14 protein-coding genes are annotated in these 13,435 nt (G+C 66.5%); 11 read left to right on the top strand and 3 right to left on the bottom strand.

Annotation, left to right across the window (positions count from 1 at the left end; translation table 11 throughout):
- From BLU17_RS31585 to BLU17_RS31565, 5 genes are all read left to right on the top strand, one after another.
- A partial coding sequence (locus tag BLU17_RS31585; protein ID WP_143189396.1) for a hypothetical protein occupies positions 1-147 on the top strand: 147 nt, incomplete at its 5' end.
- 182 nt (positions 148-329) lie between these two features.
- Positions 330-1,319 carry an ABC transporter substrate-binding protein gene (locus tag BLU17_RS31580; RefSeq protein WP_218137066.1) on the top strand — a complete coding sequence of 330 codons (990 nt, stop codon included), beginning with the start codon at positions 330-332 and terminating at the stop codon, positions 1,317-1,319.
- Between the two features lie 19 nt (positions 1,320-1,338).
- Positions 1,339-2,313: an ABC transporter permease subunit gene (locus BLU17_RS31575; RefSeq protein WP_092006523.1), complete on the top strand. Its 975-nt coding sequence runs from the start codon at positions 1,339-1,341 to the stop codon at positions 2,311-2,313.
- On the top strand, positions 2,310-3,086 hold the full coding sequence (locus BLU17_RS31570) for an ATP-binding cassette domain-containing protein (protein ID WP_092006520.1): 777 nt from the start codon (positions 2,310-2,312) through the stop codon (positions 3,084-3,086). Before BLU17_RS31575 ends, BLU17_RS31570 begins: the two co-directional genes overlap by 4 nt.
- 85 nt (positions 3,087-3,171) lie before the next feature.
- A complete protein-coding gene (locus tag BLU17_RS31565) occupies positions 3,172-3,525 on the top strand; it encodes a DOPA 4,5-dioxygenase family protein (RefSeq protein ID WP_092006517.1) in 354 nt (117 codons plus the stop codon).
- A 42-nt stretch (positions 3,526-3,567) separates the two neighbouring features.
- Here BLU17_RS31565 and BLU17_RS31560 read toward each other — a convergent pair whose 3' ends face one another.
- Positions 3,568-4,932 carry an MFS transporter gene (locus tag BLU17_RS31560; protein WP_092006514.1) on the bottom strand — a complete coding sequence of 455 codons (1,365 nt, stop codon included), beginning with the start codon at positions 4,930-4,932 and terminating at the stop codon, positions 3,568-3,570.
- 148 nt (positions 4,933-5,080) lie between these two features.
- Positions 5,081-6,094 (bottom strand): aldose 1-epimerase, encoded by a 1,014-nt coding sequence (locus BLU17_RS31555; protein WP_342713894.1) that lies wholly within the window; start codon positions 6,092-6,094, stop codon positions 5,081-5,083.
- A gap of 202 nt (positions 6,095-6,296) precedes the next feature.
- Here BLU17_RS31555 and BLU17_RS31550 point away from each other — a divergent pair, with 202 nt between their 5' ends.
- The 5 genes from BLU17_RS31550 to BLU17_RS31530 all read left to right on the top strand — a co-directional run bounded on the left by BLU17_RS31550 (position 6,297) and on the right by BLU17_RS31530 (position 12,267).
- Positions 6,297-7,385 (top strand): LacI family DNA-binding transcriptional regulator, encoded by a 1,089-nt coding sequence (locus BLU17_RS31550; protein WP_092006512.1) that lies wholly within the window; start codon positions 6,297-6,299, stop codon positions 7,383-7,385.
- A gap of 152 nt (positions 7,386-7,537) precedes the next feature.
- Complete coding sequence (locus BLU17_RS31545) at positions 7,538-8,572, top strand: ABC transporter substrate-binding protein (protein WP_092006509.1); 1,035 nt, start codon at positions 7,538-7,540, stop codon at positions 8,570-8,572.
- A 14-nt stretch (positions 8,573-8,586) separates the two neighbouring features.
- Entirely contained in the window at positions 8,587-10,158 is a 1,572-nt protein-coding gene (locus BLU17_RS31540) for a sugar ABC transporter ATP-binding protein (RefSeq protein WP_092006505.1), read from the top strand.
- A 44-nt stretch (positions 10,159-10,202) separates the two neighbouring features.
- On the top strand, positions 10,203-11,222 hold the full coding sequence (locus tag BLU17_RS31535; RefSeq protein ID WP_092006502.1) for an ABC transporter permease: 1,020 nt from the start codon (positions 10,203-10,205) through the stop codon (positions 11,220-11,222).
- Positions 11,223-11,226: 4 nt separating this feature from the next.
- On the top strand, positions 11,227-12,267 hold the full coding sequence (locus BLU17_RS31530) for an ABC transporter permease (protein ID WP_092006499.1): 1,041 nt from the start codon (positions 11,227-11,229) through the stop codon (positions 12,265-12,267).
- Between the two features lie 46 nt (positions 12,268-12,313).
- Here BLU17_RS31530 and BLU17_RS31525 read toward each other — a convergent pair whose 3' ends face one another.
- Positions 12,314-12,748 carry a hypothetical protein gene (locus BLU17_RS31525; protein WP_092006496.1) on the bottom strand — a complete coding sequence of 145 codons (435 nt, stop codon included), beginning with the start codon at positions 12,746-12,748 and terminating at the stop codon, positions 12,314-12,316.
- Between the two features lie 142 nt (positions 12,749-12,890).
- On the opposite strand from BLU17_RS31525, the gene BLU17_RS31520 reads away from it, so the two are divergent.
- Positions 12,891-13,118 carry a hypothetical protein gene (locus BLU17_RS31520; protein ID WP_092006529.1) on the top strand — a complete coding sequence of 76 codons (228 nt, stop codon included), beginning with the start codon at positions 12,891-12,893 and terminating at the stop codon, positions 13,116-13,118.
- Positions 13,119-13,435 lie beyond the last annotated feature (317 nt).

Raw genomic sequence — 13,435 nt, 5'->3', positions numbered from 1 at the left:
AACCAGGGGGCGGACTACAGCTCGATTCTCGTGGGCATCCAGGTGCCCGCGGCCGAGGACGCCGGGTTCCGACGCTTCCTCGCCACGCTCGGGTATCCGCACTGGGAAGAGACGCAGAATCCGGCGTACCGGTTGTTCCTGCAATGAAATGATCAGTCGTCCCACAAATCGGGATGCCTGCATTTGAAGCGCATAAACGTAGAAAGGAGTGCAGGAAAACACCAGGCCCGGTAACAGTGTGCGTCAGTATACTGAGCCACTGCTGCCGGGCGTCGTCGCCTCGGGAAGATTGGGCGCCGTGCGTCGCACTTACCTGGAGGAAGACAAACATGCTGCGAACCGCACTCCGTTGTCTGATGGCTCTTTCCACGATCGCCGCCGGTGCGCTTGCCACACTGCCCAGCCTGGCCCGCGCGGATGCGGCGCATCCTGTCGTCGCGCTCCTGCCCGGCGTTACCGATCCCTTCTACTTCACGATGCATCGCGGTGCCGAGCGCGCCGCGAAGGAAGAGAACATCCAGTTGCTCTTCCAGGTGCCGAAGGCCTGGAACACCACGGAGCAGGTGCCGATCCTCAAGGCGTTCATCGCCAGGCATCCCGACGTGCTGCTCGTCTCGCCGGTCGACAAGCAGCAGCTCATCGGCCCGCTCAAGGAGGCGGCCGACGCCGGCATCAAGGTCATTACCGTCGACACCTATATCGGCGACGGCCACTATCAAACCGGCAAGGGCGACGCCGATTTCCCGCTCTCGTACATTGCTTCGGACAACCTGGAAGGCGGCCGTGTGGCGGCGCACGCGCTCGCGAAGGCGATTGGAGACAACGGCACCGTCTATTGCGAGAACAACAAGCCGGGCATTTCCAGCACCGATGCGCGTGCACAGGGCTTCCTGGAAGAGATGAAGCGGCACCCCGGAATCAAGGTGCTCGAGACGCAATACAACGAGGACGACGCCAATCGCGCCGCTTCGCATGTCGCAGCGGTGCTCGCGCGCAATCCCGATCTCGCGGGCGTGTTCGGCGCCAACACGTTTTCGGGCGCGGGCGCGGCGCAGGGCGTGAAGAACGCGGGCAAGCAGGGCGCGGTGAAGGTCGTCGTGTTCGACGCCGTGCCGGGCATCGACGAGCAGATCCGGAGCGGTCTCGTCGATATCGCCATTGCGCAGCTTCCCGACCAGATGGGCTACTACGCCGTGAAGTTCGCCGACGACGCCATCCACGGCAAGACGATTCCTACCTACAAGGGCACGGGCTTCGTCGTGCTGGACAAGTCGAATATCGACAAGCCGGAGATCAAGCAGTACATCTATTCCAATTAAGTCCGTCGAATCGGCCCACATGAACGACAAACGACTCGATCGGCTCGCGCTCGTCAGCAAGGTCTGGCCGTGGCTCTTTCTCGGCGCGCTGCTGGTTTTTTTTGAGGCGTGGGCGCGTGTCTCGGCGCATCGCTCGTTCGTGTTCAACGCGTACAACCTGCAGTCGATCGGCCTTGCCGCGAGCGCGCCGCTCCTGCTCGCCATCGGTCAGACCTTCGTGATCGTCACCGCCGGCATCGATCTGTCTGTGGGCTTCGTGATGGGCCTTGCGGCCGTGTGCGTCGCGCAGTTCACGATTCCCGGCGGCGGCTCGCCGTGGATCTTGCTGATGTCGGTTCCGCTCACGATTGTCGTGTGCCTGATCCCGGGCTTCGTGAACGGCGTACTGATTGCGAGGCTCGGCGTGCCCGCCTTCATCGGCACGCTCGGCATGTATGGCGTTGCGCGAGGCGCGGGCTTTCTCGCCGCGGGCAGCGGCATGACCGTGTCCGTCAACAACGCGGGGCTCGCGTGGCTCGGTAGCGGCTGGACGCCGGTGATACTCACGGCCGTGCTGCTCGTCGTCATGCATTTCGTGCTCTCGCAGACGCGTTTCGGTCAGTACACCTATGCGATAGGCGGCAATCCGCAGTCCGCGGTGCGCGCGGGTATCGACGTGCGTCGGCATCTGTTCGCGATCTATCTGATTGCGGCGGCCTTCGCGGCGGTGGGCGGCATCGTCTATACGGCGCGCTTCGCCGCGGGCGCGGCCAATGCGGGCGAACCCATGCTCCTCGATTCGATCGCGGCAGTCGTGATCGGCGGCGCGAGTCTGTTCGGCGGCACGGGCAACGTCGTCGGCACGCTGATCGGTGCGCTCATCATCGCCGTGATCGAATTCGGGCTCGTGTTCGTCGACGTCAACGCGTTCTGGCAATTCATCGTGGTCGGTATCGTCATCATTCTTTCGGTGCTGATCGACCAGTACAAGGAACGGCTCGGAGGCGCGCAATGAACAGCACGGGCGCGCAGCCGGTTCTCGAAGCGCGTGACGTCTCGATCCGCTTTGGCGGCGTGGAGGCGCTCAAGCGCGTCTCGCTGCGGCTCATGCCCGGCGAGGTGCTTGCGCTCGCGGGCGACAACGGCGCGGGCAAGTCCACGCTCATCAAGATCCTGTCGGGTGTGTATCGCGCCGATGCGGGCGAATTGCATTTCGCAGGCCGTCCGCTGCAACTGCGCGACCCGCAGGACGCGCGAGCGCAGGGCATCGAGACCATCTATCAGGATCTCGCGCTCGCCGACAATCTCGACGTCGGCAGCAACATTTTCCTCGGCCGCGAGCCCGTGCGGCGATTATTCGGCTTCCAGGTGATCGATCGGCCGCAGATGGCGCGGGTTGCGCGCGAGATGCTCGAGCGGCTCGATATCGCGATTCCCGCGCGCAAGCTCGCGGGGCCCGTGAAAATGCTCTCGGGCGGTCAGCGCCAGGCCATCGCGATTGGCCGCGCGATCTACTGGAACGCGCGCGTGCTCATCATGGACGAGCCCACCGCGGCGCTTGGCGTACCCGAGCAGCGCAAGGTGATGGAGCTGATACGCGCGCTCAAGGCGCAGGGCGTGGCCGTGATTCTCATCTCGCACAATTTGCACGACATCTTCGCGGTGGCCGAACGCGTCGTCGTGTTGCGGCGCGGTGAGGTCGCGGGCGAGCGGCGCGTGGCCGAAACCGACGGCGACGAGATCGTGCGTCTGATGGTGGGCGACACCTGTTCGAACGGCGCGCGTTGAAGCGCGCGTTGCGCGCGGGCCTGCGCGGCGCGGGCGATTCGATGGACAATGATTGCCCCGCCTTCACCGCAACCTCGTACCCGCCATGAACGACCTTGATCCCGCCGATATCGCGAGCTGGCACGCGCACATCTACTTCGACCCGGCGACGCGCGATGCCGCCTGGACCCTGCGCGAGGCGATCGAAGCCCGTTTCGGCGATATCGTGCAGATCGGGCGCTTTCATGAGCGTCCGGTCGGGCCGCATCCGATGTGGTCGTATCAGCTTGCCATTCCGCGCGAGCGCTTCGTGGCTGTCGTCGAATGGCTCACGCTCAACCACGGCTCGCTCGATGTCTTCATGCACCCGAATACGTCGGATGCCCTGCGCGACCACCGCGACGCCGCGCTATGGATCGGTCATTCGCATACGCTCGACCTCGGTGCGCTCGGCGGCTGAATCCGCGGCGGATTGCGCCGCCATCCGCCGCGGGAACGGGCTTCAGTGCCCGAACGATTCCGTCTTTGCCGCCGCCGGAGCGCCAGCTTGCGGCTTCGGCCGCGCGGCCTGCTTGACGAGCAGCGCCGCGCCGGCAAGAAGACCGGCGACGGCAACCGTCGCGAAGATACCCGCAAACGTGAAGTGCCGGCGCGTGAGTTCGGCCACGAGGAACGAACCCGCAATGCCGCCGAAGCGGCCGATGCCGAGCATCCAGGCCACGCCGGTGCCGCGCCCCTGGGTGGGGTAGAACGCGGCGGCGAGCGCTGGCATCGACGATTGCGCCGTGTTCATGAGCACGCCAGCCGCGAATACCACGAGTACGAGCAACGCCACGTTGCCCGCCGCCTGGCCGATGAGCCACACCGAGAGCGCGGTGAGCGCGTAGCATGCCGCGATGATCCGGTTCGCGTTGAAGCGGTCCATCAGCATGCCGCTCAGCACGGCGCCCACGCCGCCAAGCGGGAAGAGCGCCGAGATCAGCGTGGCGCTCGAGGCCGTCAGACCGGAATCCTTGAGCAGCAGCGGCATCCAGTTGATCGACGCGTAGAAGATCACGAGCCCCATGAAATACGCGACCCACAGCATGACCGAGCCGACGAAGTACATCGGCGAGAGCACGACGCCGAGGCCTTTGCCCGGCGTTTGCGGGACGTGCTCGCTCATCGTGAACACCTGCGCGTGCGCTGCGTCGGGCGAGATGCGGGCGAGCGCGGCGCGAATGTGCGCGGCGGGCCGATGGTTCGCCACCATGTAGCGCGCCGATTCGGGCATGCGCAGGAACAGCGGCACGGCGAGCACGAGCGGCGTCGCGCCGCCGAGCACGAGTACGCTGCGCCAGCCGAAATGCGGAATCATCCATGCCGCGAGAAAGCCGCCGCAGGCCGCGCCGAGCGGAAAGCCGCAGAACATCAGATTGATCACAGTGGCGCGGTTCCGGTCGGGGCAGAATTCGCCCATCATCGTGACCGCGTTCGGCATGGCGGCGCCGAGGCCGACGCCGGTGACGAAGCGCAGCCACGTGAGCTCGCCGATGCTGGTGGAGAACGCCGAGACGAGGCAGGTCACGCCGAATACCAGCACCGAGCCGAGCAGCATGGTGCGCCGCCCGAGGCGGTCGGAGAGCGGCCCCGACGCGAGTGCGCCGCAGGCGAGGCCGAAGAGCGCCGCACTCAGCACGGGCGCGAGCGCGGACCTGGAAACGCCCCATTCCCCAGGCAGCGAGGGGGCGATGAAGCCGATCGCAGCCGTATCGAAACCGTCGAGCAGGACGATGACGAAGCACATCGCGAAGATGAACCACTGGAATGGCGAAAACGGATGGTCGTTGATGAAGGACTGGACGTCGACGGCGCGCGGGCGGTCCATGGCTTTGTCTCCTGTCGGTCGCACCTGGAGCGTTGGCGCCCGGTGCGATTTCCACACGGTTGTCGTTGTGCCGGCGCGCTGTGGCGAGCCGCGTTTGCTGGTTTGCGCTTCAACCGGGAATGGTAACCGCTGAGCGACGCCCGCGGCTTCAGGATCGCTCGGGCAGCCAGGCAAGCTGGGCTTCGAGCGTTTCGCCGGGAGCAAGCACGGTGCCGCCCACGTCGATACGCCGCACGGTTTCTGCGTGACGCAGGTTGAGCCAGTCCGTCGTGTTGCTGACGGGCTCCGCGCAGAAGTACGGCAGGCCGCGCGGACTGAAGAGCACGAAGAAGTCGAGCGGCGCGCTCGCATGCAGCGCGAGGCGCTGGCCCTCGTGCGGCCATTCGATCAACGCCTCGCGGCGCCAGCCGGAGAAGTTGTTGTCGAGATCGAAGTCGTCGACGACGAGGCCGTCCTGTAGCGCGTCGACGGCCGGGTGCGCGTTGAGCGAGACCGGCAGGACTTCCGCGTCGATTTCCCACATCGCGCGCACGCGCGCGGCAATGCGCGTGCCGGCCGTGCGCGGATAGTACGGGTGATGACCGAGGCCGAACGGCATCGGCCACGTGGCCAGGTTGCGCGCCCACAGGCGCACGGTAAGGCCGCGCGCGTCGAGCGTGAGATGCTGGCGCGCCTCGTAACGGAACGGCCAGCCGGTGCCGGTGCGCGGGCCGGATCCGCGCGAGCCCTGAGTGTCGTGCGGCTCGTGCAGAAAATGCAGCGTGAGCGTGTCGGCCGTCTGCGCTTCGACCGTCCACGGCCGCCGCCATGCGTGGCCGTGCAGCGCATGACGCAGCGCGCCCGAGCCGCTCGGCAGGTCGATCATCTCGCCTTCGAAGCGGAAACGCCCGTCGCGGATGCGGTTGCAGTAGGGCATCAGCGGAAAGCTCGCCATGCCGAGCGGATCGCGCGCGTCGATGGCGGCGCGCGTGGCTGGGCGCAGCCAGTGGAACGACGGCGCTTCGCCCGCCGCCTCGTAGAACGCGGCGATCGACCCGCCGACATGGGGCGCGACGAGCGCGCGCGTATCGCCGTGGGCGAGCGTGACGAGCTGGCCGTCGTCGAGTGCGGCGGCGTCGAATAGCAGGTCCGGAGGCGGGGAGGGGGGCGGTCGGGAAATCAAATGGGGTTTCTCCGGGCGATCATTTTATTACTAATAAGCGTTAATATAGTCTCTGAAACAGTTCGCTGTGGAGGCGAAAAATGGTGACATACTCCAATTGAAGCCCAAAATTATTAATGCTACGCTTCGGCCCGGCAGCGCAGCCTCGAGCGGTGCGCGCCGCCGCGCCGCGCAGACTCTCCCGCAGTCGTCTTCACACCCGATGAAAAAATCGACCCAGCGCCGCCCGACCATGACCGACATCGCGAAGGCCGCGGGCGTGTCGCAATCCACGGTTTCCCTCGTGCTCAACGGCGCGGTGGGCGCCAAGCTTTCGGACGCGACGCGCCAGAAGGTGCACGAAGTCGCGCAGTCGCTTGGCTACCAGTTGCCGATCCGCGCGGTGCAGACGCCCGCCCCGGCGGGCGAGCGCAACCTGATCGTCTATATCGCCGACGAAGTCTCGACGAGCCCGCACCCGGTCGTGAGCATCGACGGCGCGCGCGACGCCGCCTGGAACAACGGCTGCCTGCTGGCCGTGTTTTCCACCCATGGCAACGCGCAGATGGAGCAGCACGTGCTGCAAACGCTGTCCATGCCGAACGTGCTCGGCGTGATCTACGCGACGGTCTACACGCGCAAGGTCGCGGTGCCGCCCGCGCTGCTGAAAGTGCCGGCCGTGCTGCTCAACTGCTATGCGTCCGACCACGCGCTGTCGTCGGTCGTGCCGGCCGAGGTGGCGGGCGGCCATACGGCTACCGATTACCTGATCGAGGCGGGACACACGCGCATCGGCTTCATCAACGGCGAGACCTGGCAGGACGCCGCGAAGGACCGTCTGAAGGGCTATCGCCAGGCGCTCGCGACCGCGGACCTGCTGTTCGACGGGCGCCTCGTGCGCGACGGCGACTGGAGCTCCGGCAAGGGCTTCGAGCTCACGCTCTCGCTCATGCGCGAGCCGAATCCGCCCACGGCGATTTTCTGCGCGAACGACCTGACGGCGATCGGGGCGATCGAGGCGCTCAAGCAGCTCGGGCTGCGCGTGCCCGAAGACGTTTCCGTGATGGGTTACGACGACCAGGAAATCGCCCGCCATACCCATCCGCCGCTCACTACGGTCGTGCTGCCCAACTACGAGCTCGGGCGCTGGGCCGTCGAGACGCTGTTGCAGGAAGAGCAGAACCGCAGCGCCGGCGCGCCGGTGCGCCACCGCACCGTCAAGCTCGACGGGCCGCTCATCGAGCGCGCTTCGGTCTGCGCGCCGAACTCGGTCTCCCCCGTGAATACCCTCATTAATATCGGGGAAAATTGACTGTTAATATTAGTTGAAGCAGTGGCCGTAATAATCCGGTGCATGACGTCGCGCGTCGTGCCGGCGTCCGCGCCGGATGCATCAAGAAAGACAAGAACAATCGCGGTCGGGACCTTGCCTGTGCCGCGTCGAGGTCATTCACGGAGACAGCCATGCGTCATCAACGAATCCAGTCCGCCTTCATCGCCGCCGGTCTTTGCTTTGCGAGCGCGTTCGCCGTGAGCGCTTACGCGCAGTCGGACGCCGGTGCACAGAAAGTCCAGTCGAATTCCAGCGAGACCTGCACGAATCCCAAGCCGGGCGGCAAGAAGTTGAGCGACATGGTGGTGGGTTTCTCGCAATCGGAGAATGAACAGAATCCGTTCCGCGCGACCGAGACCGCCTCGGTGCGCGCCGCGGCGAAGGAGGCGGGCGTGAAGCGTCTGCTGTACACGAACGCCAATGCCAACCAGGCCAAGCAGGTCGCCGACATCGAAAGCATGATCAACCAGGGCGCCGAAGCGCTCATCGTCGCGCCCAACGACTCCACCGGTCTGCAGCCGGCGTTCGCCCAGGCGCGCGCGAAGGGCATCCCCGTCGTGACGATCGACCGGCAGACGGCGGGCACGGTCTGCGCCGACTTCATCACGTTCCTCGGCTCGGACTTCTACAAGCAGGGCGAGCGCGCGGCCAAGGCGCTCGCTGACGCGACCGGCGGCAATGCCGTTATCGCCGAGATCCAGGGAGGCTACGGCAATACGGTGGAAAGCCAGCGCACGGACGGCTTCGCGAACGGCCTCAAGCCCTACCCGAACATGAAGATCGCCGCGGCGCAGACCGCGAACTGGTCGACGACGGAGGCGCAAAAGGTAATGGAGCAGATCCTGCTCGCGCATCCGGACGTCAACGCCGTCTACACCCACGCCGACACGATGACGGTCGGCGCGATCAAGGCGCTGCGCCAGGCCGGCAAGCTTAACGGCGTGAAGATCGTCTCGATCGACGGCACAAAGGAAATCGTCACCGATATCTCGAATGGCATCGTCGCCGCCGACGTCGAGACGAATCCGCGCTTCGGCCCGCTCGCCTTCAAGTCGCTGGAAGACTACCTTGCGGGCAAGGCCGTGCCGCAAAAGCAGATCATGGACGACGCGCTCTTCGACAGGACCAACGCGCAACCGTCGCTTGCGCAGGGCAAGGTCTACTGAGTCGTGCACGCACGATGACGACGAGCGCCGACACCCCCGCCCATCCCACCGCGCTTCCCGCCGTGCTCGAAACGCGCGGCGTTTCGAAGACCTTCGGCGTGGTGCGCGCGCTGCGCGACGTATCGCTCACGCTGCGCGCGGGCGAGGTGCACGGGCTCGTCGGCGAGAACGGCGCCGGCAAGTCCACGCTGATCAAGGTGCTCACCGGCTTTCATCAGCCCGATGCGGGCGGTCTCACGCTCGATGGCGCGAGCGTCGCGTTCGGCAGCCCGCGCGCGGCGCAGGGCGCGGGCGTGTGCGCCGTGTATCAGGAAATCAACCTGATCCCCGAGCGCAGCGTGGCGGACAACATCTTTCTGTGCCACGAGCCAAAACGGTTCGGTGTCCTGATCGACAGGAAGCGCATGCTCGAACGCGCTGCCGAAATCGTGCAGCGCTACCGGCTCGCCGTCGATCCCGCCGCGCGCCTCGGTTCGCTCGGGCTCGGCGCGCAGCAGATGGTGGCGATTGCGCGCGGCGTTTCGCTGGGCGCGCGCGTGCTCATCCTCGACGAACCGACGTCGGCCCTGAGCGGCGCGGAGGTGGACGTGCTGTTCGAGGTCGTCGAGCGTCTGCGCGCCGAAGGCATCGCGCTGCTGTTCGTGAGCCACCGGCTCTCCGAATGCTACCGGCTGTGCGATCGCTTGACGGTGATGCGCGACGGCGCAGTGGTGCGCACGGGTACGCCCGACGAGCTGCCGCGCGCGGCATTGATCGCCGCGATGCTCGGCCGCGAGAGCGCGGGCGAACACGCGTGGACCGAGCGCTCGGGCAGCGCCGGGCTCGACGTCCACGCCGCTCCCGCGCTTTGCGTCGAGCATCTGCAATGGGGCAATCGCGTGCGGGACGTTTCGCTGCGCGTGGCCCGCAAGGAGATCGTCGGGCTCGCCGGGCTGCTCGGATCGGGCCGCACGGAGACGTTCAAGACGATCTTCGGCGCACAGAAGGCCGACGGCGGCGAGGTCGACGTCGCCGGCCGGGCGCTCACGCATGCGAGCCCCGCGCGCTCGATCGGGCGCGGCCTCGCGTTCCTCTCCGAAGACCGGCGTGCCGAAGGCATCTTTCCGCGTCTCTCGGTGCGCGAGAACATCGTCGCGAGCCTGCTGCCGCGTATCTCGCGCTTTGGCTTCATCTCGCGCGCGAAGGAGGCGCAACTCGTGCGCGAGTCGATCGCGCGGCTCGGAATCAAGACGGCTGGCCCCGGCGCGCCGATCACGACGCTCTCGGGCGGCAATCAGCAAAAGGCGTTGATCGCGCGCTGTCTCTCGACGCGTCCGACGGTGCTGCTGCTCGACGATCCCACGCGCGGCATCGACGTCGGCGCGAAGGAGGAAGTGCATCGCGTCGTGCAGGAACTGGCGCGTGAGGGGCTTGCCGTGGTGGTGACCTCATCGGAAATGGAGGAGCTGCTTGCGCTGACCGACCGCCTCGTGGTGCTCAACGAAGGCGCGACCGGAGGCGGCATGCCTACGGCGGGCGCGCACCCGGACGACGTGCTCGCCGTGCTCGCAGGCGCGGGAGCGGACCACGGCGCCGGCAACACGTGAGCACCTTTGTGCCAAACAAGCCACAATCCACGACGACCGCTCCGATGTCGACCAATCTTGAATCGAACGAGGCACGCTTGAGCCCCTCGAATGCTTCGAACCGCACGGCTTCCTCCGCGTCCGGCGACGCGCCGCGCGCCCATGCGTGGCGCACCGTGCTGCGCGAGCACAGCGTGTACTTCGCGCTGGCCGCGCTCGTGGCGTTCAACGTCGCCGTCACACCGGGGTTTTCGAACCCGTTCGCGGCGCGCAGCCTGCTGTTCGAAGCGGCGCCGATCGTGTTGATTGCGCTTGGCCAGAATCTTGCGATCGCGACGCGTGGCATCGACCTCTCGGTCGGGTCGGTGATGGCGCTCGCAAGCGCATCGATCGCCGTGTTCCTCCCATATGGCGTGGGGCCCGCGCTCGCGGGCGCGGTCGCGATGGGCGCCGTGGTCGGTCTGTGCAACGGATTGCTCGTGGCGCTGCTCGCAATCGATCCGCTGATTTCGAGCCTTGCGTTGCTCGTCGCCGCGCGCGGGCTCGCGCAGGCGATGCTGGGCGGTTCGCGCGTGAATTTGCCCGATGCGCCCGCGTTCGATCTGCTCGGCGCCGGCGCGCTCGGCCCGCTGCCCGTCGTCATGCTGATCGCGCTCGGACTCGCCGTCGTCGTGGCGTTTGTGGTGCGGCGCACGACTTTCGGGCGCTACGCGATTCTCGTGGGCGCGAGTCGCGGCGCGGCGTTTCTCGCGGGCATTCCGGTGCGGCGCACGCTTTTTCTCGTCTATGCGGTGAGCGGCACGCTGGCGGGCCTCGCGGGTGTCTTCGCCTCGTCGCGTCTCGGCGCCGCCGATCCCAATTACGTCGGCGTCAATTTCGAGCTCGATGCGATCGCCGCGTCGGTGATCGGCGGCACACCGCTTTCGGGCGGACGCATCTCCATCGTGGGCGCGGTGTTCGGCGTGCTGCTGCTGCAGGTGCTCGACGCGAGCTTCATCATGAACAACATCAGCTTCACCTATGCGCAGATCCTGAAGGCGGTGTTCATCGTCGTCGCGCTGTATCTGCAACGCTCAGGAGGCTGACGCGATGCAAAACTCGACGCAAGCCGCCGCGCCGGGCGCCAATCGCCGCGCGCAACTGATCGCGCTCGTGCAGTCGCGCGGGGCGATCGCGATGCTCGTGGTCGTCGCGCTCGTGGCGGGCATCGTGTTCCCCGACTTCCTGCGTCCCGCGAACCTCGCCGACATCGTCTCGAACGGCGCGTTTCTCGGACTGGTCGCAGTGGGGCAGAGCATCGTCATCATTCTGGGCGGCTTCGATCTTTCTGTCGGGTCGATGGTCGGGCTCGGTACGGTGCTGGCCGCTTATGCCGCGCCTTATGGATGGGGCGCCGCGATGCTCGCGCCGGTGGCGGCCGGTTTTGCCGTGGGTCTGGTCAACGGCGTTCTCATCGCCCGCGCGCGTATGGCGCCTTTCATCGTCACGCTTGCCGCGCTGCTCGGGCTCAAGGGCCTGGCGCTCGTGCTGGCGAGCCAGGACCTGCTGATCGCCAACCCCGGCTTCTTCGCGCGGATCGCGAATGGTTCGCTGCTCGGGCTCAACAATCTGATCTGGGTGCTGCTCGTCGTGTACGCGCTCGGCGCGGTGCTGCTCAATCACACGCGATTCGGCGCGGCGATCTTTGCGATTGGCGGCAACGAAGAGGCGGCGCGCATGCTGGGTGTGCGCGTCGAGCGCGTGAAGATCCTCGCCTACGGGTTGTCCGGCGCGCTCGCAGGGCTTTCCGGGGCGCTGCTTGCGTCGCATCTCGACTCGGGCTTGTCCGGAGCGGGCACGGGCTACGAACTGCAATCGATTGCGGCGGCCGTGATCGGCGGCGTGCTGCTCACCGGGGGCGTGGGGACGATGGCCGGTCCGCTGGCCGGCGTGCTGCTGCTCGGCGTGATCGACAACGTGATCAACCAGGTCGGCACGCTGAGCCCTTACTATCAGAACCTCGCGAGCGGCGCGTTCCTGCTTGCCGCAGTGATCGTTCAGACGGTGCTCACCGGCCGTCGGCATGGCGCTTCGCGGGCGCCGGGCTCGAAGCGGCGGAGGCTGGCTTCGGGTGGCGCGGCCGGCTCGTGAGGGGCGGCTCGCTCGCGCCGGTCAGCGTATCCCGTTATCGGCGCGACTATTGATGTGAGACGCGCAGCTTCATACGTGCCGAGCCCTCGGTCTGCGCCGTGATCTCGGTCCGGCTGCCGCGCGGCCCCAGATAGAAGTGCTGGCGGCCCGGCGAGTTCACGTCGTGCGTCGCGTCAGGCAGACACGATGCGATATCGGCGCCCACCCCTTCCAGCGCGTTTGTGCCCGAGCCTGCGTCGCGTGCGCTCCAGATGCATTGGTAACCGCCGGCGCTCGTGGTGCATTGCGCGTCGTCGCCGTAGGGTTGGGCGACGGCGCGCCCGTCGTCGGGACCCAGCGAAGCGAAATGCGGTGCGGCCGCCACGATGCGCTTGAGCGCGGCGCAGGGGCTTGCGCTGTCGTCCGCGCGGGCGGGGAACGGGAGGCCGGGTAGCGCCATGGCCGAACAGAGCGCGATGATTCGCGTGATCGATGGGTTCATGCCGTATCCGCTGCGATTGGGCAGCGCCTCATCGTGAGAATTGCCCGAAGTGCTGCAAGCGACGTGCCGGGAATGGCCCTTGCAAGGGCGCGGGATGATTCATCACGAGGAGAACGCCATGACGAATCCGCTCAATCACATAATGAAGGCGGGCGCATTGCTGGTGGGCCTGACCTTCGCGATGGCGAGCAGCGGCGAATCGCGCGACGAGCAGGAACACGCTTGCCGCGGCGATGCGTTTCACTTCTGCGCGAGCGAAATTCCAAACAAGACGAAGATTACGGCGTGTATGAAGCGGCACTACGATGAACTTTCTCCGCCGTGCAAGGCAATGTTCAGGCGGCCGCTGAACGGTGACCCGAAAACATGAGCGCTGATGCGATCGTTCGAAGGGGCACCTGGCGCCTCTTTTTTATTGAAGCGACGAAAAGGGCTTGCAGGCGTGGCGGCCGGGGCGTTAAGATTCGCCCCCTTCGCTGTTCGATGTGATGGACGTCGGGCGAGTGAAGGCCGCCGCGGAAACCGGCGGTCGCGGGATCAGCAGCCTTCAGGCGGTGACGCTAAAAAAAGGGGTTGACGAAGCGAAAAAGATTCTTCATAATCTCGTTTCTCTGCTGCTGACGCAGCAACGCAGAAAACGCCGGGCAGTGAGTGGTTGTACGGCGGGTTTCGCGAATGCTCTTTAAA

Source organism: Paraburkholderia lycopersici, assembly GCF_900096975.1.
GTDB lineage: Bacteria > Pseudomonadota > Gammaproteobacteria > Burkholderiales > Burkholderiaceae > Paraburkholderia > Paraburkholderia lycopersici.
The sequence above is the reverse complement of the archived record's forward strand: the minus strand, read 5'-3'. Positions and strand labels throughout refer to the sequence as shown.

What these genes read in the sequence shown, in the direction of transcription:
- BLU17_RS31580 (WP_218137066.1), top strand. Translation starts at nt 330, where the DNA reads ATGCTGCGAACCGCACTCCGTTGTCTGATGGCTCTTTCCACGATCGCC.
- BLU17_RS31575 (WP_092006523.1), top strand. Translation starts at nt 1,339, where the DNA reads ATGAACGACAAACGACTCGATCGGCTCGCGCTCGTCAGCAAGGTCTGG.
- BLU17_RS31570 (WP_092006520.1), top strand. Translation starts at nt 2,310, where the DNA reads ATGAACAGCACGGGCGCGCAGCCGGTTCTCGAAGCGCGTGACGTCTCG.
- BLU17_RS31565 (WP_092006517.1), top strand. Translation starts at nt 3,172, where the DNA reads ATGAACGACCTTGATCCCGCCGATATCGCGAGCTGGCACGCGCACATC.
- BLU17_RS31560 (WP_092006514.1), bottom strand. Translation starts at nt 4,932, where the DNA reads ATGGACCGCCCGCGCGCCGTCGACGTCCAGTCCTTCATCAACGACCAT.
- BLU17_RS31550 (WP_092006512.1), top strand. Translation starts at nt 6,297, where the DNA reads ATGAAAAAATCGACCCAGCGCCGCCCGACCATGACCGACATCGCGAAG.
- BLU17_RS31545 (WP_092006509.1), top strand. Translation starts at nt 7,538, where the DNA reads ATGCGTCATCAACGAATCCAGTCCGCCTTCATCGCCGCCGGTCTTTGC.
- BLU17_RS31540 (WP_092006505.1), top strand. Translation starts at nt 8,587, where the DNA reads ATGACGACGAGCGCCGACACCCCCGCCCATCCCACCGCGCTTCCCGCC.
- BLU17_RS31535 (WP_092006502.1), top strand. Translation starts at nt 10,203, where the DNA reads ATGTCGACCAATCTTGAATCGAACGAGGCACGCTTGAGCCCCTCGAAT.
- BLU17_RS31530 (WP_092006499.1), top strand. Translation starts at nt 11,227, where the DNA reads ATGCAAAACTCGACGCAAGCCGCCGCGCCGGGCGCCAATCGCCGCGCG.
- BLU17_RS31525 (WP_092006496.1), bottom strand. Translation starts at nt 12,748, where the DNA reads ATGAACCCATCGATCACGCGAATCATCGCGCTCTGTTCGGCCATGGCG.
- BLU17_RS31520 (WP_092006529.1), top strand. Translation starts at nt 12,891, where the DNA reads ATGAAGGCGGGCGCATTGCTGGTGGGCCTGACCTTCGCGATGGCGAGC.